Origin of the sequence: Reichenbachiella agarivorans (assembly GCF_025502585.1) — a bacterium.
Taxonomy (GTDB): Bacteria; Bacteroidota; Bacteroidia; order Cytophagales; family Cyclobacteriaceae; genus Reichenbachiella; species Reichenbachiella agarivorans.
The window spans coordinates 435288-459200 of sequence record NZ_CP106679.1 but is presented as its reverse complement, the minus strand read 5'-3'; the positions used below and the strand labels follow the sequence as shown (position 1 = coordinate 459200).

Genomic DNA, 23913 nt, shown 5'->3' with positions numbered 1-23913 from the left:
GATTAATTTAATAATTCAGTAATGTGGTACTTATTAAGTAGATTATTCGGGTTATGTACCTCTTTTAAGTACAAGATTCTACGTACAGTTAAAATACTGCAAAAAAACAGTATGCGCACCAACTAATAATTGTTAGTATAGACTAGTGAAAGTAAACGAAAACCCATATGTTTGGATTCAGAAAACATACTATTAAACATTTTTTAACAATTAAAACATACGATATGAAGAGGATTCTACTTATTTGTTTCATGTTGTTGTCTGCACTCGTGACAGAGTCGTGGGCACAAGATCGTACCGTGTCTGGTAAGGTAACCGATGACACAGGCGAATCAATCCCTGGAGCTAACATTATACTCAAGGGAACAACAACTGGTACAACTTCCGACATTGACGGAAATTGGAAATTAAGCGTGCCATCAGATGGAGGTACTTTGGTATTTACATTCGTAGGCATGGCAGCTCAAGAAGTTGAGATAGGTTCTAGATCAGTAGTTGATGTAGCCATGGCTTCTGATGCCAAGCAATTGACAGAGGTAGTTGTAACGGCATTAGGTATTTCAAGAGAAAAACGATCTTTGGGATATGCTGTTAGTAGTTTGGACAATGACGATCTTGTGAGATCTGGTGAGGATGATATTATTCAGTCTCTTGCAGCTAAGGCTCCTGGGGTTCAGGTCACAAGTTCTGCAGGTACACCAGGTGCTTCTAGCAAGGTGTTATTGAGAGGTGCCGCTACTTTGACTGGTGCTACTCAGCCATTGATAATTGTGGATGGTATTCCAATTGATAACTCCACAACACAGTCATCTCCTAGAGATTATCCTTTTAATGAAAATTTGCAAGGTGTAAACAACTCTAACAGAGCAGTGGATATTAACCCAGCTGATATTGAATCTGTTACCATTCTTAAGGGACCAGCGGCTGCAGCTTTGTATGGAGAGCGTGCTGGAAATGGAGCTATAATTTATACTACCAAGCGTGGAAAGGGAGAGAAAGGACTTGGAGTAAAGGTGTCTACAGGCGTAGAGTTTACTCAGGTCAATAAATTACCTGAAATGAATGATAAATACATAGCTGGAAATAATGGTGTAGCACTTCCATTGGGAGATCCAGGGCCTGACGGTTTGTTTTTTACTGCCGATGATGTTGCACTAGGTACTCAGTTGTCTTGGGGGCCAGAAGCAGGTCCAGGTGATGTGATATATGACAACAATGACAACTTTTTTGAAACTGGGGTTTCATATACGAACAGTATAGAAGTGACTGGTGGCAATGAAAACACTAGTGTACGTCTTTCGGTAAGTGATTTGAGACAAAGTGGTATGATACCTAATTCAGAATTTGATAGAACAACTGCTAGATTGACACTAGATACTTATTTGAGCAAAAATGTAAAAGTAGGAGGTACAGCAAACTATATTCATAGTTCGCAGATTGCACCACAAAATGGTTCTAACCTTGCAGGTATCATGTTGGGCTTGTTAAGGATGCCTATCAATTATGATTCAAGAAACTATATCAATGACGCTGGTTTTCAGAACACATATTTTGGTGTATATGATAATCCATTTTACACAGCATATGAGAACCCGTTCACTAGTGATGTAAATAGATTCTTAGGGAATATATATCTTGATTACAAAATAAGTGATAATTTCAATTTTACTTACAGATTAGGGTCAGATGTGTATAGTGACAACAGGAAGAGTGTCTTTGCAATTTCTTCTCAAGGAGATGATTTTGGAGGGCTAGGTCAAATCAATGAAAATAGAATTGGCTCCACTGAATTATATGGCGACGGTATCTTAAGTTATAGAGGTAAAGTAGGAGAAAAGTTGACTGTGAATGCACGATTAGGTCATAACTTCAGAATAGGAACTTCAGATAACGTATTTGCTAGGGGTAGGATGATGACTATACCTAATTTTTATAATTTGAATAATACCAGCGATCTATATGCTTCACAATCTGAAAGTGAAATTAGATCTCAAGCGCTTTTTGGTGAACTTAGCTTTGATTATGGCAATTGGTTTTATTTAAGTTTAACTGGGAGAAATGAGTGGTCTTCAACATTTGAACTGGAGAACAATAGTTTCTTTTATCCATCAGCAAGTGCAAGCGTAGTATTTACTGAGTTATTTCCTAAACCAGATTGGTTTACTTTCGGTAAAGTACGTTACAGTTATGCTCAAGTTGGTATTAGCCCTGTGGCTTATGCTACAAGACCTTTGTATTCATCACCTACTTTCACAGATGGTTTTACAAACGGATTATCTGTTCCGTATAATGGAGTAAGTGCTTTCTCTCAATCAGACGCTTTATTTAGCAGTGATCTGAAGCCAGAAATACAAGTTGGAAATGAAGTTGGTTTGAATTTGATCTTCATGGATGGTTTGTTTGAAATTGATTATACTTATTACAATCAGACTTCAAAGGATTTACTTATGTATTTACCACTTCCTGGGTCTAGTGGTTATACTAGTTCTTATACCAATGCTGGTGAATTGGTGAATAAGGGGCATGAAATTGCACTTGGTATCAATCCAATTCGTACAAATGATTTTGATTGGACAATTGGCTTAAACTGGTCGAAAAATATCAGTGAAGTAACCAAACTAGCTGAAGGTGTAGAAGAGGTCTCTATTGAATCAGCATTTGCCTCAATTGGTTCATTTGCAATAGTTGGTGAGCCTCTAGGTGTATTCTATGGTACCAAATGGGAACGTGATGATGCAGGTAATAAGTTGATTGGAGCGAATGGTAGACCAATTATTAGCCCTGAGTCTGGAAACGTAGGGAATCCACTTCCAGATTGGTTGGCAGGTATTAGGAATACAATTACATATAAAAACCTGTCTTTTTCTTTCTTGCTTGATATTAGAAGAGGGGGGTCGATATGGAATGGTACATATGCTAGAATTAATCAATATGGTGGTACTGCTGAGTCTGAAGACAGAGAGCGAAATTACTTAGTGGAGGGAGTTTACGCCCCTGGTACTGTTGTTGATGGTGTTGATGTGTCAGGTCAGACTAACGCCACCGAGATTACAGCTAATACCTATTATAGATTTGTAGTGGGGGATGCAGGAGGAGCTGCTGAAGAATTTGTGGAGGAAGTGAATTGGTTCAGAGTAAGAGATATGTCTCTTTCATATACATTCGACCTCAAAGATTCTAAACTAGGAGTGAATTATCTTAAGTTGACCGCAGCAGGGAGAAACTTGTTCTTGGATACGAATTACAAGGGTGTAGATCCAGAAAGTAGTCTTACAGGTGCAGGATCTAATATCAACGGGTTAGATTATTTTAATAACCCTGGATCTAAATCATACTTGTTTACCTTATCGTTAGGATTCTAAATTTAAATCGAATTAGAAATGAAAAGTATATATAAAATATTAGGTCTTATTTTGACCTTGTCTATCGGCGGCACGGGCTGTGATAGTTATTTTGAGGATTATATAGCAAGTCCAAATAATCCTTCGAGTGCTACACCTGCTTTGATGTTGTCCAGTATTGAAATTGCAACTTTTGCGTCATATGGCGGTCAATTGGCCAGACAGTCTAGTGTAATGACTCAGCAAATGGCGGGTACAAGTGCTGGTTCTCAATCTATTGAAATTGCTCAATACAACATTACTGAGTTGACCAATGAAAATGAGTGGAATACAATTTATGCAGGAGCTATTTCAGATGGAAATGCGTTGATTTCACTATATGGAGATGAAAACCCTTGGTATGCAGGCATATCAAAAGTGCTTTTAGCTCTTAACTTTGGTTTGGCTACTGATCTTTGGGGTAATATTCCATTTGATGAAGCTGGTGTAGGTATATTGCAACCAGCGTATGAGTCGCAGGAAGTTGTACTTGGTAAGATTCAAACTTTATTGTCTGAGGCAATTACAGATTTGCAGAGTCCTGCATCGTCTAATTCACTGTTTCCTACTACGGATGATTTTATCTTCGAAGGAGATGTAGCGAAATGGATTTCTACTGCTTACGTGTTAAAGGCAAGATATGCCAATAGGTTGAGCGCAATTGATCCAACTGGGTCTGCAACGGATGCATTAAGTTATATTACAAGTGCGAATATGACTGAAACTGATGATTGTAATATGATTTTTGCTGGGGGAACAGCTCTTAATCAGTGGAATGATTATGAAGCTAGTCGTCCTTCATACATGAGAGTTTGTGAAACGTTTGTAGACGTACTAACAGCTAGCAGTGATCCAAGATTGCCGGTATTGTTATCTAAAGATGCAAATGGTGGTTATTCAGGTACACCATTTGATGATGTGGATGTTTTAGCGACATCTTATGTAGGAGACTATTACGCATCAGAAGATTCACCGATTCCGTTGGTCAGTTATGTTGAGTCTAAATTCATTGAAGCTGAAGCGCAACTAAGATTATCTAATGCTTCTGATGCTGCTACTGCTTATAATGAAGCAGTAAGTGCCTCTATTTTGAAGATTACAGGGGCGAGTGATGTTGCATATGAAGGCGTTTATGCTTCTGAAACTGCAGCGACTATAACTTTGGAGAAAATAATGAATCAAAAATGGATAGCATTATTTATTCAAGTTGAGTCATACTCAGACTGGAGAAGAACTGGTTTTCCTGTTTTGACACCTAATCCAGATGGTTTAGTAACTGGTATTCCTGTAAGATTAATTACTCCTCAAAACGAGAGATTGTACAATCCAGTAGCTGAGGTGTATGGTAATCTATTGGATCCTGTTTGGTGGGATAAATAAGGTAATAATGTAATGGGTTTTCTTAATTATTCAATTCAGAAAGCCCATTATAATATACACGTTAAACAAAAAGAGCCTCTTCATGTGAAGAGGCTCTTTTTGTTTCTAAGTTTTATTAAAGATTCTTAAGGACAGTATCCAATAAAGTGTGTAAATGAGATTTAGGGTTAGGGTGTCAGACTTTGACCCTTTCTTCAAATATAGCCATAAATTGGTTTAGTAATATTGGCCAGTGCCTGACGGGCATTGTCCATTTTTTAGTAGCCTCCATTAGGGCTAGATATACCGATTTTTTAACAGCATCATCAGTTGGGAAGGACATCTTATTTTTAGTGTACTTCCTTATTTTTCCGTTGAGGTTTTCTATCAAATTGGTAGTGTAAATGATTTTTCGGATCTCCAAAGGGAAATCAAAAAACACGGTGAGCTCATCCCAGTTAACTTTCCAACTTTTGACGGCATAAGGATATTTACTTCCCCATTTTTCTTCAAAGACTTGGAGTTCTTGCTCAGCCATTTGCTTGGTTGGAGCAGTGTAAATGAGCTTCATGTCGGCAGAGAACAACTTCTTATCTTTCCATACCACATATACCTACTTGCATTGCGAATCTGATGTATCACACAGGCCTGAGTGGTGGACTGAGGAAATACTGATTTGATCGTTTGCGTAAAACCATTGAGGTTGTCAGTACAGGTGATGAGCATATCTTCTACACCTCTGGCTTGTAAGTCTGTAAGTACTGTCATCCAAAAAGAACTACTTTCATTCTTGCCCAACCAAAGGCCCAAAACCTCCTTCTTACCCTCTTTATTAAGGCCTACAGCTAGGTAAATAGTCTTGTTGATGACTTTATTATTGTCGCGCACTTTAAAGACAATACCGTCCATCCAAACAATAAAGTAGAGCGGATCTAATGGTCGGTTTTGCCAAGCGATCACATCCTCTGTTACTCTAGCAGTGATCGTAGATATAGTCGAGGGAGGAAGCCTAAAGTCATACAACTCCCGGAGCTGCTCTTCTATATCTGCATTGGACATACCCTTAGCATAGAGAGATACTACGAGCTTTTCTACTCCCTCAGACATCTTACTTCGCTTGGGTAAAATCTGAGGATCAAAGGTGGCATCACGATCTCTGGGCACTTTGATACTAAGTTCCCCATGCTCAGTTTTGACAGATTTATTACCAAACCCATTTCTGGAATTGTTAGTCTGTTTTTCTGCTTTATCATGCTTCTCATAACCCAAATGGGCGTCAAGCTCTCCTTCGAGCATCTTCTCAACTCCACGCTTGTACATCTGATCCATAAAAGACATAAACTCCTTACCATCCTTAAACTGTTTAAGAAAGGCATCATCAATAAAATCTTCTGGTTTCATCTTATTAACTGTGTATCTAAATATAAAAAAATAAGGTCTGAGTTTATACCCCAGACCTCACTTACACAGTTTTTTAGATACTACCTTCTTAAGCGACTTTCAATTTATTGAATTTCGATTTTTCGAATTTCTCTTCTGCATAGGCTTTGGTGATCGAAAGCTTTTTGGTCTTAGTGTCTGATGGCAATTCAAACATCGCATCGTTGACGATGGATTCGCAGATCGATCTAAGTCCTCTTGCTCCTAGTTTGTATTCCAATGCTTTTTCTACGATGTAGTCGATGGCATTTTTCTTAAAATCTATTTCTATCCCTTCCATTTCAAAAAGCTTGGTGTACTGTTTTACCAAGGCATTTTTTGGCTCAGTCAAGATTCTTTTCAATGCTTCTCCATCCAATGGATCCAAATGTGTCAACACTGGGAGACGACCAATCAATTCGGGAATCAATCCGAATGATTTTAGGTCAGGAGCAGTTACATATTGCAGCAAATTATCTTGGTTCAGTTCACTCAAATCTTTTCCCTTGGATGCCGAACTAAATCCAAGTGGTCTCGTGTTCAATCTAGAAGCGATGCTTCTTGTGATGCCATCAAAGGCACCTCCACAGATGAATAGTATATTTTCAGTGTTCACATTGATCATTTTTTGATCTGGATGCTTTCTTCCTCCTTGTGGGGGTACATTCACTGAGGTTCCTTCTAGCAGCTTGAGCAATGCTTGTTGTACACCTTCTCCACTCACATCTCTAGTGATGGATGGGTTGTCGGATTTTCTAGCGATTTTGTCAAGCTCATCAATATAGACAATGCCTCTTTCAGCTGCTTCGGTATCATAATCAGCTGCTTGGAGGAGTCTTGTCAAGATGCTCTCTACATCTTCACCTACATAGCCTGCTTCTGTCAGTACCGTAGCGTCTGCGATACAAAATGGTACTTGAAGGATTTTTGCTAATGATCGAGCCAAATAGGTTTTACCTGTGCCCGTTTCTCCGACCATGATGATGTTAGATTTTTCGATCGTGATATCATCATCTTTCTTGTCTTGCATCAGGCGTTTGTAGTGGTTGTACACCGCTACAGAGATGACTTTTTTGGCTTCATCTTGTCCAATCACATATTGATCCAAGTGTTCCTTCATCTCCTTTGGTTTGATGAGATTAAAGTTAGGAGAGGAAATGTCATTTTTCGTCTTCAACTCTTCTGACAGGATTTGATTAGCCTGACTGATACATTTGTCACAGATGTGCGCGTGTATGCCTGATATCATCAAATCCACATCTTTCTTATTTCTGCCGCAAAACGAACATGTTACTTGTGCCATTTCCTCTTCTTTACCTTAAATATACAAATTATTTGTTTGTCTCTCTCACGAGTACTTCGTCAATCAAGCCATATTTCTTAGCTTCATCTGCTCTCATCCAGTAGTCTCTGTCCGAGTCTCTTTCGATTTCTTCATAAGTTTTGCCGCTGTGATGCGACAAGATCTTATAAAGGTCTTCTTTGACAGAAAGGGTCTGCTTCAAAGATATCTCCATGTCAGAAGCTTGTCCTTGCATGCCAGCCATCGGTTGGTGAATCATGATTCGTGCATGAGGTAGTGCAGCTCTTTTCTTTGCAGCTCCTCCCGCCAATAGCACAGCTCCCATAGATGCGGCTAGTCCTGTACAGATGGTGTTGATATCTGGATTGACGTAGTTCATCGTGTCGTAGATGCCAAGACCTGCATAAACAGATCCTCCTGGACTGTTGACATAGAGTAGGATATCCTTTTTAGAGTCTACAGACTCCAAGAACAACAGTTGTGCGGTGATGATGTTGGCGATATTGTCGTCTACACCAGTACCTAAGAAGATGATCCTATCCATAATCAGTCTAGAGAATACGTCGATTTCTCTAAAATTCGTAGGTCTTTCTTCGATGACGGCTCTAGTCATATTTTCAATATGGCCAGTGTATTGGTCGAAGGTATTCCCATTGATGTTTCTGCCTTTGACGGCAAAATCTCTAAACTCTTTCTTGTCCATTTTATAATTTTTTAATACAGATACAAAAAAACAAAAAAAGCCCTTATATCAAAGGACTTTTATTCTTAGACGAATCTTATTCAGCAAAAGTTTATGCTTTTTCTCTGTATTCTTCAGCACTTACTTCTTTTGCCTTGATAGTGACATTTTCCTTGATGAATGCAATGATTCTATCATTGAAGACTGTCTCATGTAGTTTCATATAGTTGTTGCCATTTTCAGCTCTGAGGTAGTTGTCCGCAAAGGCATCAATGTTGGCTTCCATTTGTTCAGACATACCCATCGAGCCAAATTGCTGACGAATCATGTTTTTAGCTTCGTCTACTACATCTTGGTTTTCTACTTTGATGTCATTGGCTTTGGCGATCTTGTTTTTGATCATAGACCATCTCAAATCATTGGTGTAGAGTGGGTACTCTGTTTCGATTTGTTCGTCTGTGATATCTTTGTTAGATACTTTCAACCATCTTTTTAAGAATTCATCTGGCAACTCTATTTTGATATTGTCGATGAAAGTATCTCTAATTTTCAATTGCGTATAGCCATCTGTTTCTCTCGTGTAGTTGTCAGAGATAGCAGTCCTTACTTTCTCGATGAATTCTGCTTCAGTTTTTACCTGATCCTTTCCGAAAACTTTGTCGAACAACTCTTGGTTGAGTTCTGCAGGTGTGGTACGGTTTACATTTTTGATCTCAAAAGTAATTTTACCTTTGCTTTCTGCATTGTCACCCAAGAACTGAGCTCTTACCGTTTCGTTTTTGATAGACTTGCTTGGATCGAATTCGATGGTGTCTCCACTTTTCTTTCCGATGAAATTCTTTTGATCTTTTTTCTCAACTTCTTTCAGATCAAGAGTCGTGCCTGCAGGCTCTTCTTCGCCATCTGCTTGGATGAAGCCATACAATGAATCGCCTTCTTCGGCAGTTTCAGGGTTGGTTACATCACCAAATTGATTTTTTAGATTTTCAAGTGTTTCGTTGATCAATTTGTCATCAACTTTGATAGCGAAAGTGTCAACTTTTACTTTTTTATCAACAGAGACTTCAAACTCTGGTGCCATTCCGATGCTGTATTCAAAGTCAAAGTCTTTGGCTGTATCCCAATCTTGCTCAGCTATTTTGTCCTGATTAGGGAGTGGCTCGCCCAAGAGTTGGATTTCTTTTTCTTTGATATAGTCCATGACCTGACGAGAGACCATTTGGTTGATTTCGTCCACGAGAACTGATTTGCCGTACATTTTTCGAATGACGGACATAGGAACCTTTCCTGGTCTGAAACCTTTGATACTGGCTTTTTTGCCGTACTCCTTGATCTTTTCCTCAACTTTAGGTTGATAATCAGCCTCCTTTAAACTAATTTTAATTAGGGCTTCTGTCTTTGAGATTTGATCTAATTGTATGTCCAAAACTGTCTGTGTTAATTTGTACTAGTTATCAAAATTAAAAAACCCTCTAACCCGAAAATCAGGTAGAGGGTGATTGTTGAGTGCGGATGAAGGGACTCGAACCCCCATGCCTCGCGGCGCTAGATCCTAAGTCTAGTGCGTCTACCAATTTCGCCACATCCGCGTGATCGAAAAATTTGGAAGTGCAAAACTAATGGGATAAATGAATATTTCAGTATCAAACTCAAAAATATTTCAATCATTTTCGTAATTGATTGTTAGCCTGTATGATGATCTTTGTACAAAGGTTGATTGGTAGGTTTTTTATCTAAAGAATAAGAATGGGAGAGACAGTGCTCATAGATGAAGAAGAGGAGAAAAAGGAAATATTAAGACGGTATCGTAGGCTGCTCAGGCGTGCCAAGCCTTTTTTGAAAGACAATGATGCCAAAGAAATTCGTAAGGCATTTCTAACTGCTGCAGAGGCACACAAGGATATGCGCCGCAAAACAGGAGAGCCTTACATTTATCATCCGCTGGAGGTGGCATATATCTGTGCTTCTGAAATAGGACTGGGGACGACATCAATTATTTCTGCACTGCTCCATGATGTGGTAGAAGACACCGATTGGACGCTGGATGATGTGCAACGCGAGTTTGGTTCCAAGGTCATGCGGATCATTGATGGCCTGACCAAAATATCAGGTGTCCCAGGAGAGAGTATGTCTGAGCAGGCGGAGAATTTCCGTAAGATGCTGCTGACTCTATCCAAGGATACGCGTGTGATCCTGATCAAGCTGGCCGACAGACTACATAATATGCGGACACTTGAAAGCATGCCGCGTCACAAGCAACTCAAAATCGCCTCCGAGACATTCTATCTGTATGCGCCACTAGCGCATAGATTGGGGCTTTATGCTATCAAAACCGAACTAGAAGACCTCTCTATGAAATACAGAGAGGCTGATGAGTACAATTTTTTGGTCAAAAAAATCAATGATTCCAAAGAGGAGAGAAACCGATTTATCAGAAATTTTATCCGACCATTTCAGAAGACCATCAATGATCTAGGCTACAATGTGGAGATCAAAGGACGTCCAAAATCTATATTTTCGATTGCCAACAAGATGAGAAAGCAAAACATACCTTTCGAGGAGGTATATGATTTGTTTGCCATCCGAATCATTGTCGATGTAGAGGAAGACAATGAAAAGGCAGCATGCTGGCATCTGTACTCAATCGTGACGGATTACTACACGCCCAATCCTGATCGTCTCAGAGATTGGATCAGCATCCCCAAGACCAATGGGTATGAATCCCTGCATACGACCGTGATGACCAACAAAGGTCAGTGGGTAGAGGTACAGATACGAACCCGACGAATGGACGATATCGCAGAGAAGGGATATGCAGCGCACTGGAAGTACAAGGACGGATCGTCCGAATCTTCATTGGATATTTGGATCGCCAAGGTCAGAGAATCCCTAGAGCAGAATGACATGTCTGCCATTGAATTTGTTGATGATTTTAGATCCAACCTCTTTCAAGAGGAGGTATATGCATTCACACCCAAAGGCAAACTGATCACGCTACCCAATGGAGCCTGTGCCTTGGATTTTGCCTTTGATATCCATACAGAAGTAGGTGGAGGCTGCATTGGTGCCAAAATCAACAAAAAGCTGGTTTCACTCAATACCAAAATCAAAAATGGTGATCAAGTAGAAATCCTTACCTCTTCCAAGCAAAAACCCAACGAGGGATGGCTCAAGTATGTGATCACTTCCAAGGCGATATCGAGTATCAAGGATTACCTCAAGGAAGAAAAGAAAAAGGCAGCATCTGAGGGGAAAGAGATTGTACTCCGAAAACTCAAGCAGATCAAGCTGGATCTCAACAATGACACCATCAGTAGAATGATGGCCTATTTTGGTGCTGAATCTCCTTTGGATTTCTTTTACGAAGTAGGAAAAGGTAAAATTGACCCAAAGGATATCAAGAAGATTTCGGAGGTCAAAGAAGTCAAGAAGCCCAAAAGGAAGGCAGACATTGTAGATGAAGTGGTGCATGCCACCAAAAAGGCCAAGGAGGTTAACAGTGAGCTGTTGATTATTGGAGACAACATGAGCATGGTGGATTACAAATTTGCCAATTGCTGTAAACCTATCCCTGGGGATGACGTTTTTGGATTTGTGACAGTGAGTGATGGAATCAAAATTCATAGGACTACCTGCCCCAATGCTACCGAACTCATGTCCAACTATGGCTATAGGATCATCAAAGCCAAATGGACCTCACAGCAAGAGATTGCTTTCTTGGCTGGGATCAAAGTCATAGGAACCGATCGGTTAGGGATGATCAATAACATCACGCAGATTATATCCAATGACCTAAAGGTCAACATGAGATCGATGAGTATTGATACAGACAATGGAATCTTTGAAGGAAATATTAAGGTTTATGTCGATGATACATCGCATTTGGAGACGATGATTCACAAACTGGAGAGCGTCGAGGGTATAGAGAGTGTGTACCGCTTTGATTTATTTGAAGATTAATTTCGATAAAAAACTATATTTGCAGGCCGGTACTCAAAAATCACCGATAAAGTAAAGAATTGAGCCAAACAGAAGGACATATTGATATCAAAACCAAAGTTTACGAAGAAGTAAAAAACATCTTCACTAAATTTTTGGAAGGAAAGTCACTGCGCAAAACACCAGAACGCTATGCTATCTTGGAAGAGATATATAGTAAATCGGGTCATTTTGATGTAGAGACCTTATATATCAGTATGAAGAACAAAAATTACCGTGTGAGTAGAGCGACTGTCTACAATTCACTAGATCTACTGGTAGAGTGCGATTTGGTCACCAAGCATCAGTTTGGACAAAATCTAGCACAGTACGAAAAGTCTTACGGCTTCAAGCAGCACGATCATATATTGATGCAAGGTTCTGGAGAAGTTCTGGAATTCTGTGACCCTAGGATTCAGAACATCAAGCGAACCTTAGAAGAAATGTTTGACATTGATATTACCCATCATTCCTTGTATTTCTTCGCAAAAGATAAAAAAGACAAGAATCATTAATTAATTCGCAAGAAATGACTTTTAATTTCAATCAAGAGAATGATTTGATGATCATTCAATTTGAAGGTGACCTGATTGGGGAAGAAAATGGCCCAGAGATCATCGAAAGTGTCAACAACACATTAAACAACAACATTACCAAATGCGCGATTGACATTTCTCAAGTGAGATATATCAATAGTAGCGGTATAGGAGTATTGATTACTATCTTGACCAAGTTTAGAAATAAAGGTGGAGAGGTCATACTAGTTAACCCTTCTGATCACGTAAAAAAACTACTTGTCATCACCAAACTGAATGCAATATTTGCAATCGTAGATGACTTGGATCAAGCAAAAAAGGAACTGAATAAATAATAAGCGCATGTCTGTAGATGTATTGCTGGGACTCCAGTGGGGAGATGAAGGTAAAGGAAAAATAGTTGATTACTTGACACCTAATTACAAGGTGATTGCCAGATTTCAAGGCGGACCCAATGCGGGCCACACATTGAAATTTGGAGATACGAAACACGTATTGCACCAGATCCCCTCTGGTATTTTTCATAAAGGAGCTATCAATGTAATTGGAAATGGTGTGGTATTGGATCCAGCTATATTCCAAAAGGAAATTTTGGCGTTGGAGAAGTTTGAAAACTATGACGCCAGCAAGTTGAAAATATCAAAAAAGGCACAGTTGATCTTGCCCACACACAGGATATTGGATGCAGCTTACGAAAATGCCAAAGGTGATAAGAAGATCGGATCAACCTTGAAAGGTATCGGCCCAACTTACGAAGATAAAATCTCAAGAAACGGACTCAGAACAGGCGACACCTTAGGTGCTGATTTCATGTTCAAATATGAGGCCTCTAAGAAGCGTCACCTTGACATCTTGAAGAGATATGATTTTGAGTTTGACTTGACGGAGTTGGAAGAGGCTTTCTTCAAAGGAGTAGAATTCTTGAAGAAATTTGAATTGATAGACAGTGAATACATGCTCAACGCGCATTTGAGTGCAGGAGACAAAGTATTGGCCGAAGGTGCACAAGGTTCTTTGCTAGACATTGATTTTGGTAGCTATCCATTCGTGACGAGTTCAAACACGACTACCGCAGCAGCCTGTACAGGTCTAGGTGTAGCAGTCAACAGAATAGGCGAGATATTCGGTGTGTTCAAAGCCTATTGCACAAGAGTAGGTAGTGGACCATTCCCAACCGAACTCAATGATGAAATCGGTGAAACTTTGAGAGCAAATGGTGCTGAATTTGGTGCAACAACTGGCCGACCAAGAAGATGTGGATGGTTGGACTTGCCGGCTTTGAAATATGCGATCATGGTCAATGGTGCTACGAGATTGTACATGATGAAGGCAGATGTGCTTTCTGGATTTGAACAAATCAAAGTGTGTACACACTACAAAAGTCAAGATGGTACTTTGACCGATCATATGCCATTTGATTTGTCCGATGATACTTTCGAGCCAGTTTATGAAACATTAGAAGGCTGGACAGAAGACTTGACAGGTGTATCATCCTATGATGGCTTGCCGGCTAGTTTGAAAAAATATGTGGAATACATCGAGAACGCAGTAGGACTTTCTATTGATATCGTGTCTGTAGGCCCAGATCGCAAGCAGACCTTGATCAAATAATAAGATTCAAAAATTGATAACAAAGCCTGAGCAGACATGCTCAGGCTTTGTTCGTTTAGAATGATTTAGCTTTGCTGTGGCGAACGAATCTTCGGATTTAATCACCCCTCCCCAAGGCTGCGGTCTTGGGATTTTTTTTATTACTTGATAACCTTTGTATAACGATTAGATACGTTATAATTCCCTGTCTTTTTTGAAAGAAATACAAGTGTTGTTTAATCCTCCTTGTACTAGATTTGTTGCATAAGCATTGTCTCAGACTAATGGGCATGACAATATCTCAGAGGATGTTTATGGTAGGGTCACCACGGTATATTACTGTGCGGACTTATTTATTTAAATTAATAACTCTATTCAATACATGAAAAATCAACTCATCACAGCACTTGTTGCTGTTTCCTTGTTGGGATGCATGCCAGAAAACAAGAAGCCAGTCGTAGAACAAAATCAAGCTGAAAATGCAGCAATTGCTTATTCGGCGATTGGTAAAAAAGTAATGATATATACCACAGCCAGTGGGACCAAACTACGATTGTCAATCACAGGTAAGGCAAATTTCAAACCTGTTGGCCAACCAGTTGAAAGTGAAGTTTCGGTTTTTGTTAATCCTAACAAAACATTTCAAGAATTTATAGGGATCGGAGGAGCTATTACGGATGCTTCAGCCGAGACTTTTGCACAGTTGTCCAAAGAAATGCAACAAGAGTTTCTTACATCCTACTATAGTCAAGCACAAGGTATCGGATATTCGTTGTTGCGTACACCAATTCATAGTTGTGATTTTAGCCCTGCTAGTTATACCTACGTATCTGACGAAGACAAGGAATTGAAAACATTTGACATCAGTCACGATTATAAGTATCGCATACCGATGATCAAGAGAGCCCTAGAGATGGCAGGTGGTGAATTGTTGTTTTACGTGAGCCCATGGAGCCCTCCTGCATTTATGAAAGACAGCAAGGATATGCTTCAGGGAGGAAAACTCCTGCCTGAATACAGGGATGCTTGGGCATTGTATTACACCAAGTTCATCAAAGCTTATGAGAAAGAGGGAATGCCTATTTGGGGGATCACGATTCAGAACGAACCTATGGCTAGCCAGACTTGGGAGTCATGTATCTACACTGCAGAGGATGAGCGAGATTTCTTGAGAGATCATCTAGGTCCGATCATGGAAAGGGAAGGACTAGGAGATAAGAAAATCGTGGTATGGGATCACAACAGAGACTTGATCAACCATAGGGCTGCCACGATTTTTGAAGACCCTGAGGCTGCCAAGTATGCTTGGGGGATTGGATTTCACTGGTACGAAACATGGACTGGCGGAGAACCGATGTTCGATAATTTGGACAAAGTGCAAGAAGCCTATCCAGATAAAAAGCTGCTATTTACCGAGGGTTGTGTGGAGAAGTTTGATTCTGCTAAATATCAATATTGGCCTAACGCTGAGAGATATGGTGGATCTATGATTAATGACTTTAACCAAGGTACTGTCGGATGGACGGATTGGAATATCCTCTTGGATCAGACGGGCGGACCTAATCACGTTCAAAACTTCTGTTTTTCACCCATCCATGCTGATACCCGCACAGGAGAGTTGATCTATACTCCATCTTTTTACTACATTGGGCACTTTTCAAAATTTATTCGTCCTAGAGCCAAACGAGTGAGTACTGTATCGAGCAGAAGTCAGTTGTTGAGTACGTCGTTTATCAATGAAGATGGCTCTCTGGTGACTGTGGTGATGAATCAAAGTGATATGGAAATGGATTACAATCTCTATGTCAAATCTGAGGGAATCAAAGTGACTATTTTGCCACATGCAATCCAAACTGTGGTGATCGAATAATTATAGATAGTCATCTAAAATATTGAATGGTAGAGAGCGCAGTGAATCAGTGATGAGTAAACTTCGCTCTTTTTAGTTTCTAACATAAAACAAACTAGCATGATGAAAAGCTTATTACTCTATATGTCAATTGTATCCATTATATGGATAAATACAGGTTGCACTTTGACAAAAAGTGAAGAGAAGCAACAACCAGATGTGAAAATTTCTTTGGCCGAGTGGTCTCTCCACAGAGCGATCAAAAGTGGTAAAATGGATAACCTAGATTTTCCTAGAGTGGCTGCTCAGGAGTTTGGGATCTACGCGGTAGAGTACGTCTCGCAGTTGTTTCCTGATAATAACTACGATGCAGCCTATCTACAGCAACTCAAGGACAGCTGTGAGCGCTATCATGTCAAGAGCACAATGATCATGGTGGATCACGAAGGCAATCTGGGTGATACCACAGAGGTCGCTCGTCAGATAGCGGTACAAAACCATGTCAAATGGCTGGAAGCGGCGGAATTTCTAGGATGCCTCTCAATACGTGTCAATGGCAATGGGTTTGGCACAGATGAGGATGTTAGTGCTGCCTTGGTGAAGTCCATGAGGGAACTGGGAGATTTGGCGAAGGAAAAGGGGCTGATGGTGATCATAGAGAATCATGGTGTCAGCATGCCTGATGGCTCTTGGAATATGAATTCTTTCTCTAGCAATGGGACCAGGTTATCTCAGGTTTTGGCAATTGCCAATCATCCAAACGTAGGAGCACTGCCTGATTTTGGCAATTTTGCAGACTATGACAAGTATCAAGGAGTAAAGGATTTGCTGCCTTATAGTTTTGGGATTAGTGCCAAGACTTTCCGTTTTGATGAAAATGGTGAAGCGGTGGAGACAGACTATAAGAGGATTTTTGACATGGTCAATGCGAGCAATTTTGATGGATACATAGGTGTAGAATTCGAAGGAGACGGTGTGTCAGAGCATGAAGGTATCAAAATGACCAAAGCACTGATAGAAAAATATTGGGATCGCATCCCAAAAGAGCAGTAGTCATTCACAGAAACTTACAAAATAGAAAACCCCAAGCAGCTGGGGTTTTCTATCAAGACTAAAATGAAAATTGAACTATTAACTATTATTTTCTGGGTATAAAGAAGAAGCAGAAGTGCTGCATTTAGGTTGGTGCCTTTTTAAGTGTTAAAATCAAAAAGCAAATACCGTTTTAAATCTATGTAGTGACCTACTTCAATCTAAAGGTTGATATCTTATCACCAATTCTTACACTAAACTCTCCTGCTTCTATTGTCTTTTCCCCTTCTGAATTGATGAAAGAAAGATCATCTGAATCCAATTCAAATCTTATCATTTTAGATTCACCAGCTTCAAAGTTCTCCTTGGTAAAGCCCTTCAATACCTTGAAACTAGGAGTCAATGAAGCGTAGTGATCTGATACGAAGAGGTCGATGCTATTTTTTCCAGCCCTATTACCTGTATTGGTGACTTCTACACTTACTTGGATCTTGTCTGTAGTCGTGTATTCAGATTTGTCTAATTTGATCTCTCCGTAAGAAAAAGTAGTGTAGCTGAGTCCATGTCCAAATTCCCACTGAGGATTGTAACCACCTCCGCCATAAGAATCCGGGACGAATTCCGTAACTTCTTCGGTATGTTTTCTGTCATAGAGGATGATGTCTCCCGCATGTCGTGGATAGGAGTATGGTAGTCTGCCATTGGGATTGTAATCTCCAAATAAAATCTCCATTGTCGCAGCAGCACCTTGACTAGCGGGTCGGTACAATTGCATGATGGCGTCTGCACCATCCACGATAGATGAGATCACTCTAGGGCGTCCTTCTGCGATGAGTAGTACTACAGGTTTGCCAGTGGCATAGGCAGCCTTGGCGAGTTGTATTTGATTATCTGCCAAGTTGAGGTCGTGAATGCCTCCTGGAGACTCAGCATAGGATTTTTCACCAATCACCAACATGATCACATCCGATTTGGCTGCATGGCTGTTGAGGAATGCAATGTTGGTGTTTTCAGAATCATCAAAATTGCCAGTTGTGTTGCAGATGACATTGGCGACACCAATTTTAGCTTCCAATGCTTCTTTGAGAGTCAAGGTCTCGTCTGCGAATTGATTTTCATCTTGACCTTGCCAAGTATAGGACCATGATCCGTGCAATGCACCTAGGTTATTGGCTCCTGGTCCCATGAGCAAAACTTTAGCAGTTGTATCCAATGGGAGTGTTCCATTTTCGTTTTTTAGCAGGGTGATAGATTCCAATGCAGCCGTCAGTGCCACTTCTTGGTATGATTCTTTGCCGAAGTTGGCTATGGCAGCTTTTTCCGGGTATGGATTGTCAAACAAGCCCAAATCAAATTTCAATTTCATGATTCTGTACACCGCTTCATCTATCCGAGACATAGGCACTTCACCTTCGTCGACCAAAGCGACCAAGTCATCATAGAATGAGTAATCTTGTGGTACCATGCTCATATCTATGCCTGCGTTGATTGCGATTTTTACAGCCTCTTTGTTGGTGGGAGCCACGTGATGTCTGTAGTTCAATCTGATGATGTCTTCCCAATCAGTCACAGCCAACCCTTCGAATCCTAATTCTCCTCTGAGTAGGTCTGTCAAGTAATACTTGCTCGCATGTACGGGTACGCCGTTGATTTCACCTGAGTTGATCATGACTGTAGAGGTGCCGCTGTTGACCGCCGCGATGAATGGAGGTAAAAATATCTCTCTCAATTGTGCTTCTGGTATATATGCAGGAGTTCGATCCTTGCCACTGAGTGGAACAGAGTAGCCCAAGTAGTGCTTCATGCATGATGCTACCGCGGTGATTTGATCCAACCCGTCTTCTTCATATGCTTTGATAGCCGCACTACCCATAGCAATGGAGAGTGCGGTTGCTTCTCCGTACATTTCTTCAAATCGTGACCAAAGTGGCTGACGGGCAATTCCCAATGCTGGATCAAAATTCCATCTGATACCCGAGGCACGAGTTTCTAGAGCAGTGATTTTGGCTGATTGTCCCACCAGATCAGTATTCCTAGTGGCTCCCATTCCTATGTTGTGGGGAAACAACGTTGAACCTTGCGTATAAGTCGTGCCATGGATCGCATCGATACCATACAATATTGGAATCTTGAGACTAGTCTCTTGTGTGGCTATGTCTTGAATTTGTGTAAGTAACTGGTGCCATTCGGTGATACTCAGTGGAAGGCCATTTACATTGAGTATAGATCCAATGTTTTTGGTGACTATGCCATACCTGAGTTTCTCCAGATCTAACTGACCATCTGTGTAGAGTGCACTGAGTGTAATCTGCGTCATTTGCCCGACTTTTTCTTCGGTAGACATTTGGCTGATCAAGTCTGTCACTCTTTTATCTTGGGACTTTTTGGAAGTAGAGGTTGTCGATGGTTGACAGGAGACCAACGAGATGGCAGCAATTGCTGCGATACCAAAAAGAATTTTAGTATATTTTACTATCATACTTGTTTTGTGTACTTTGATTTTTAACGAGAACAAAGATCATTCTGAAGTACTCTGTTCTACGGCGGTATATATACCAAAGAACAGAGGTAATTTGTACAGTGTATTCGGCTTACGGATAATTATTGAAATATTTACACCAAAGAATGTATTATGAAAGCATTGGGGATATTACTATTCATCAGCCTGATTACTATTCAGTCTGTGGTGTCTCAGGAAGGCATATCTGACTATCAGTTTTTAACCACAGATCAGGAGCTGTCTCAAAACACAGTCTCGGCGATCGTCCAAGACCAGCATGGATTCCTATGGTTGGGGACGAGAGGTGGGCTCAACAAGTATGATGGTATCAACATGCAATCGTATTTGCACGATGCTGATGATTCTTTATCTATTCGTAGCAATTATGTCCGTTCTCTATATGTGACATCTGACAACAAGGTTTTGGTAGGGACATTGGCAGCAGGGTATAGCATCTATGACGAGGCATCCGAAACCTTCTATCAATTGCAAGCTGATAATGTACCATCAGAACTTGCTTCTGCTACCATCAATGGTTTTTATGAGGACAGAGAGGGGAATATTTGGTTTGCGACCGAGCGAAATGGCCTTTTGGTATGGAACAAAAGGGACAATGCATTCTCACAATATCGACACAATGACAATGACTCTTGGAGTATTTCTTCTAACGTAGTGAACGGGGTGATTGGAGATGGAAGGGGCAATCTATGGGTGGCTACCTGGGGTGGAGGACTCAATTTGTTTGATACCAACACCAAGCGTTTTATTCCCTTTAGACATAGTGATGAAAATCCCAATACGCCAATTTCAGATATTGTGCGCTGTATCAACTATGGAGGAAAGGATCATATCTGGATCGGTACGGACCGAGGGATTGATAAAGTGAGCTATGACAAGAGTGGAAAATACCTGTTCGAGCATATACCGACTCCCAATGCCCGAGGAGAAGATCCTTTTGTACTGATGCTCGTGGAGGATCAGCAGCAGCGTCTATGGATTGGTAGTGAAAATCATGGATTGTGCAGAGTGGACTTGACCAACAATCAATACAGATGGTTTACCAACGACTCCAAAAGCTTGTACAGTATCAAAAACAACTCCATATGGTCTGTTTTTGAAGATACCAATGGAGTCATTTGGGTGGGGACTTTCAACAAAGGACTTTTCAAACTGGATGAAAGCAACCGTAAACTGGCAGTGTATAAACACAACCCCTACGATGACCGCTTTTTGACTCACAATGCCATTAGCTCTTTTTTTGAGGACAAAGATCATAACGTATGGATAGCTTCTGACGGAGGAGGTTTAGATTATTGGGATGTCAAAAATGAAACCTTTTCGCACTACAGAAAGGATCAATATCCTCAAATGAGTGATCAAGTTTTAACTCTCATGATAGATCAGCATGAGAATGTTTGGGTTGGCAGTTGGCAGGGAGGAGTACTGGTGAAAAGAAAGGGTCAAAAGGGTTTTAAACCCTTCTTGTTGAAGCATGGATTTGAAAAGCACCTAGGCAAAGAAAATGTATTCTCTATGATGGAAGATGATCAGGGTAGAATATGGTTTGCAGTTTTTCGCTCTGGATTGGTCATGTATGATCCTAGGTCATCTTCTTTCACATCATATGCATTGGACGATAGGGATCCCAATAGTATTAGTTCCAATTTGACCAGACATGTCTACCAAGACTCCAAAGGTAGAATATGGGTAGGCACAGAAGGAACTGGGTTAAACTTGATGCCAGATACTGAATTAGGAAAGTTTCGCAGGTTCATCCATGATGGAAGTGATGCCACATCATTGAGTGACAATACAGTCGAGTGTGTACTCGAGGATCAAGAGGGTAGAATATGGATTGGAACTTCTGGAGGATTGAATCTATACGATGAGAAAGGCGAAAGTTTTATCAAGTATGGGACAGAAAATGGATTTGTAGATGAAGCCATTCATGCGATCCAAGCTGATGAGTTAGGAAATCTTTGGTTAGGGACTAATAAGGGGATTATCCGATTCAATGTTTCAACAGGTCAAGCTCGGAATTTTGATCTCAGTGATGGGATTCAGGCGATGGAATTTTTCAAGAATTCGAGTTTCAAATTGTCAAATGGTTCTTTGTTGTTTGGAGGTGTAGATGGCTTCAATGTGATCGATCCCACGCAGATCAAAGATGATTTTGAAGAACCCCAGATTTATTTGGCAGATTTCAAGATTTCCAATGAATCCATCAAGGGGAGCAAGAAGGAAGGACTTGAGGGTAGTTTGTTGGATGGAGGTCATGTTTCGTTGAAGTATGATCAAAATGACCTCAGTTTTGAATTTTCACAGATCAATTTTAGTCAATCCAGTAAAAACGAGTACGCTTACATTCTCGAAAATTATGACCGTGAATGGCAGCAAGCTGGTAATCGACGAGAGGCATACTATACCAATGTACCTCCAGGAGAATACAGATTCAGAGTAAAGGGCACAGACAATGGAGGTGCTTGGAGCACGAAGGAGGCTTCTTTTGTGGTCAGCATTTCCCCAGCTTGGTATGATACTACTTGGGCACACATTGTCTATGGTATGTTGGTCTTAGGAATTCTATTTTGGGCATTTCAGACGGTAGTCAATCGAGAGAGGCTTCAATCCAAGCTGTACCTAGAGCATATGGAACTCTCTAAAATGCAAGAATTGGATCAAATGAAGTCCAGTTTCTTTGCCAATATTTCTCACGAATTTCGATCACCGCTGACGTTGATCCTCGGGCCACTCAAGGCTATGGTGGAGACGGAGAGATATTCGAGCAGTAAAGAGCAAGCCAGTATGATGCTGCGCAGCGCCGAAAATCTGCTCAACCTGATCAATCAACTCCTTGAACTCTCAAAACTCGAATCTGGCAAGATGAGATTGGAATTGGTCACGACTGATCTGGTCGCTTTTCTCAAACCTATCGTGCATTCGTTTTCATCCATGGCCAATACTAAAAGTATCGCATACAAAGTCGTATTGCCCAAGACCAAGGTCGAGCTTTCGTTTGATAAAGAAAAGATGGAAAAGGTTGTCGTGAATTTGTTGTCCAATGCATTCAAGTACACCAATGATTACGGTAGGGTTGTCATCGGTTTAAAAGAGGATGCAGATAAGGTGATTTTGGAAGTAGAAGACGATGGGATTGGGATTCCTGAAGAGGAACAAGCATATATTTTCAACAGATATTATAGAGTCAGAGACAACAAAAAGAAGAAAAGAAAGGGTACAGGCATTGGACTTTCTTTGACCAAGGAGCTGGTGGAGCTACACCATGGACATGTTGAGTTTCATAGCAAGGAGGATGAGGGCACCACTTTTGAAGTTCATTTGTTCAAGGGAAAGGCACATTTTGATGCAGAGGATTTTGTCGAAGAAGGTGACCTGCCAGCCCAGTCTCTGGAGAAACAGACTATCTATGAACTAGAGGAGCAAATCCATGAATCAACCTCGTCCAACGACATTGCGCTGGAGGAAGAAGGAAAGAAGCTGCCGTTGGTATTGGTTGTGGAGGACAATGCAGACATCAGAAGCTACATCAAGAGCATCCTGGAGATAGAATACCGAGTGATCGAAGGCGAGGATGGAGAAGAGGGGATTGAAAAAGCAAAAGCCCAGATTCCAGACCTCATCATCTCAGACGTCATGATGCCAGGCAAGGATGGATTCGAAGTATGTAGAGAAGTCAAGTTAGATGAAAAAACAAGTCACATTCCAGTCATATTACTCACAGCCAAGGCATCCAATGACAGTGCGCTCAATGGGTTTGAATTGGGCGCTGATTATTACATAACCAAACCCTTCAATCCCAAACTATTGACGTTGAGAGTGAGAAATGCCCTCAAAACCAGAGACCAGATACGTGGACAGCTCCTACACAAAAATACCTTCAACATAGAGCCGAAGAATATAAAGATTGCATCCAGAGACGAAGAGTTCATGCAAAAAGCGGTAGCTGTCATTGAATCCAACATGTCCAACTCGGAGTTTTATGTCGATGATCTGGGTCGAGAACTGGGTATGAGCAGGATGCAGCTGTATCGAAAGCTCAAAGGGCTTATTGGGTTATCTGCCAATGAATTTATCAGGTCAATTCGGTTGAAGCGTGCCGCGCAATTGATCCGTCAGGACGAAATGAATATTTCGGAGATTACGTACCAAGTAGGATTCAATGATTTGCAGTATTTCAGAGATTGTTTCAAGAAACAATATGGTGTGAATCCCTCCGAATACGCACAAGATGTAACAGAAAAAACTTTGTAGAAAGAGTCTGAAA

General features: G+C 40.7%; 13 protein-coding genes, 1 tRNA gene and 1 pseudogene. 9 read left to right on the top strand and 6 right to left on the bottom strand.

Translation table 11 applies throughout. From position 1 onward, the window contains the following. Window positions 1–167: 167 nt before the first annotated feature. Both N6H18_RS01805 and N6H18_RS01800 read left to right on the top strand, forming a co-directional pair. Window positions 168–3362, top strand: a complete 3195-nt coding sequence (locus tag N6H18_RS01805; RefSeq protein ID WP_316044827.1) for a SusC/RagA family TonB-linked outer membrane protein — start codon at window positions 168–170, stop codon at window positions 3360–3362. A gap of 18 nt (window positions 3363–3380) precedes the next feature. Next, window positions 3381–4760, top strand: coding sequence for a SusD/RagB family nutrient-binding outer membrane lipoprotein (locus N6H18_RS01800; protein ID WP_262310131.1), 1380 nt, complete (start codon window positions 3381–3383; stop codon window positions 4758–4760). 175 nt (window positions 4761–4935) lie between these two features. On the opposite strand, the pseudogene N6H18_RS01790 reads toward N6H18_RS01800, so the two are convergent. The 5 genes and pseudogenes from N6H18_RS01790 to N6H18_RS01770 form a co-directional block, all read right to left on the bottom strand. Further along, window positions 4936–6140, bottom strand: a pseudogene (locus N6H18_RS01790) (IS256 family transposase). Window positions 6141–6228: 88 nt separating this feature from the next. Next, window positions 6229–7461: an ATP-dependent Clp protease ATP-binding subunit ClpX gene (gene clpX, locus N6H18_RS01785; protein WP_262310128.1), complete on the bottom strand. Its 1233-nt coding sequence runs from the start codon at window positions 7459–7461 to the stop codon at window positions 6229–6231. 28 nt (window positions 7462–7489) lie between these two features. Next, a complete protein-coding gene (locus tag N6H18_RS01780; protein ID WP_262310127.1) occupies window positions 7490–8164 on the bottom strand; it encodes a ClpP family protease in 675 nt (224 codons plus the stop codon). 91 nt (window positions 8165–8255) lie between these two features. Beyond that, a complete protein-coding gene (gene tig / locus N6H18_RS01775) occupies window positions 8256–9569 on the bottom strand; it encodes a trigger factor (protein ID WP_262310126.1) in 1314 nt (437 codons plus the stop codon). A gap of 81 nt (window positions 9570–9650) precedes the next feature. Beyond that, a tRNA-Leu gene (locus N6H18_RS01770) sits at window positions 9651–9732 on the bottom strand. Window positions 9733–9889: 157 nt separating this feature from the next. Here N6H18_RS01770 and N6H18_RS01765 point away from each other — a divergent pair. From N6H18_RS01765 to N6H18_RS01740, 6 genes are all read left to right on the top strand, one after another. Beyond that, window positions 9890–12103, top strand: a complete 2214-nt coding sequence (locus N6H18_RS01765) for a RelA/SpoT family protein (protein ID WP_262310125.1) — start codon at window positions 9890–9892, stop codon at window positions 12101–12103. 80 nt (window positions 12104–12183) lie between these two features. Then, window positions 12184–12636 (top strand): Fur family transcriptional regulator, encoded by a 453-nt coding sequence (locus tag N6H18_RS01760; RefSeq protein ID WP_262311570.1) that lies wholly within the window; start codon window positions 12184–12186, stop codon window positions 12634–12636. Between the two features lie 14 nt (window positions 12637–12650). Next, a complete protein-coding gene (locus tag N6H18_RS01755) occupies window positions 12651–12992 on the top strand; it encodes an STAS domain-containing protein (RefSeq protein ID WP_262310124.1) in 342 nt (113 codons plus the stop codon). Window positions 12993–12999: 7 nt separating this feature from the next. Further along, window positions 13000–14268, top strand: a complete 1269-nt coding sequence (locus N6H18_RS01750; RefSeq protein ID WP_262310123.1) for an adenylosuccinate synthase — start codon at window positions 13000–13002, stop codon at window positions 14266–14268. 361 nt (window positions 14269–14629) lie between these two features. Beyond that, window positions 14630–16117: a glycoside hydrolase family 30 protein gene (locus tag N6H18_RS01745; RefSeq protein WP_262310122.1), complete on the top strand. Its 1488-nt coding sequence runs from the start codon at window positions 14630–14632 to the stop codon at window positions 16115–16117. 99 nt (window positions 16118–16216) lie between these two features. After that, window positions 16217–17149: a sugar phosphate isomerase/epimerase family protein gene (locus N6H18_RS01740; protein ID WP_262310121.1), complete on the top strand. Its 933-nt coding sequence runs from the start codon at window positions 16217–16219 to the stop codon at window positions 17147–17149. Between the two features lie 190 nt (window positions 17150–17339). Here the strand turns inward: N6H18_RS01740 and N6H18_RS01735 are convergent, their stop codons facing one another. Next, window positions 17340–19607 carry a glycoside hydrolase family 3 N-terminal domain-containing protein gene (locus tag N6H18_RS01735; protein ID WP_262310120.1) on the bottom strand — a complete coding sequence of 756 codons (2268 nt, stop codon included), beginning with the start codon at window positions 19605–19607 and terminating at the stop codon, window positions 17340–17342. Between the two features lie 153 nt (window positions 19608–19760). Here N6H18_RS01735 and N6H18_RS01730 point away from each other — a divergent pair, with 153 nt between their 5' ends. Continuing rightward, on the top strand, window positions 19761–23900 hold the full coding sequence (locus N6H18_RS01730; protein ID WP_262310119.1) for a two-component regulator propeller domain-containing protein: 4140 nt from the start codon (window positions 19761–19763) through the stop codon (window positions 23898–23900). Window positions 23901–23913 lie beyond the last annotated feature (13 nt).

Excerpts from the sequence above, each read along its gene's own strand:
- N6H18_RS01805 (WP_316044827.1), top strand. The coding sequence starts at position 168 with ATGTTTGGATTCAGAAAACATACTATTAAACATTTTTTAACAATTAAA.
- N6H18_RS01800 (WP_262310131.1), top strand. The coding sequence starts at position 3,381 with ATGAAAAGTATATATAAAATATTAGGTCTTATTTTGACCTTGTCTATC.
- clpX (WP_262310128.1), bottom strand. The coding sequence starts at position 7,461 with ATGGCACAAGTAACATGTTCGTTTTGCGGCAGAAATAAGAAAGATGTG.
- N6H18_RS01780 (WP_262310127.1), bottom strand. The coding sequence starts at position 8,164 with ATGGACAAGAAAGAGTTTAGAGATTTTGCCGTCAAAGGCAGAAACATC.
- N6H18_RS01765 (WP_262310125.1), top strand. The coding sequence starts at position 9,890 with ATGGGAGAGACAGTGCTCATAGATGAAGAAGAGGAGAAAAAGGAAATA.
- N6H18_RS01755 (WP_262310124.1), top strand. The coding sequence starts at position 12,651 with ATGACTTTTAATTTCAATCAAGAGAATGATTTGATGATCATTCAATTT.
- N6H18_RS01750 (WP_262310123.1), top strand. The coding sequence starts at position 13,000 with ATGTCTGTAGATGTATTGCTGGGACTCCAGTGGGGAGATGAAGGTAAA.
- N6H18_RS01745 (WP_262310122.1), top strand. The coding sequence starts at position 14,630 with ATGAAAAATCAACTCATCACAGCACTTGTTGCTGTTTCCTTGTTGGGA.
- N6H18_RS01740 (WP_262310121.1), top strand. The coding sequence starts at position 16,217 with ATGATGAAAAGCTTATTACTCTATATGTCAATTGTATCCATTATATGG.
- N6H18_RS01735 (WP_262310120.1), bottom strand. The coding sequence starts at position 19,607 with ATGATAGTAAAATATACTAAAATTCTTTTTGGTATCGCAGCAATTGCT.
- N6H18_RS01730 (WP_262310119.1), top strand. The coding sequence starts at position 19,761 with ATGAAAGCATTGGGGATATTACTATTCATCAGCCTGATTACTATTCAG.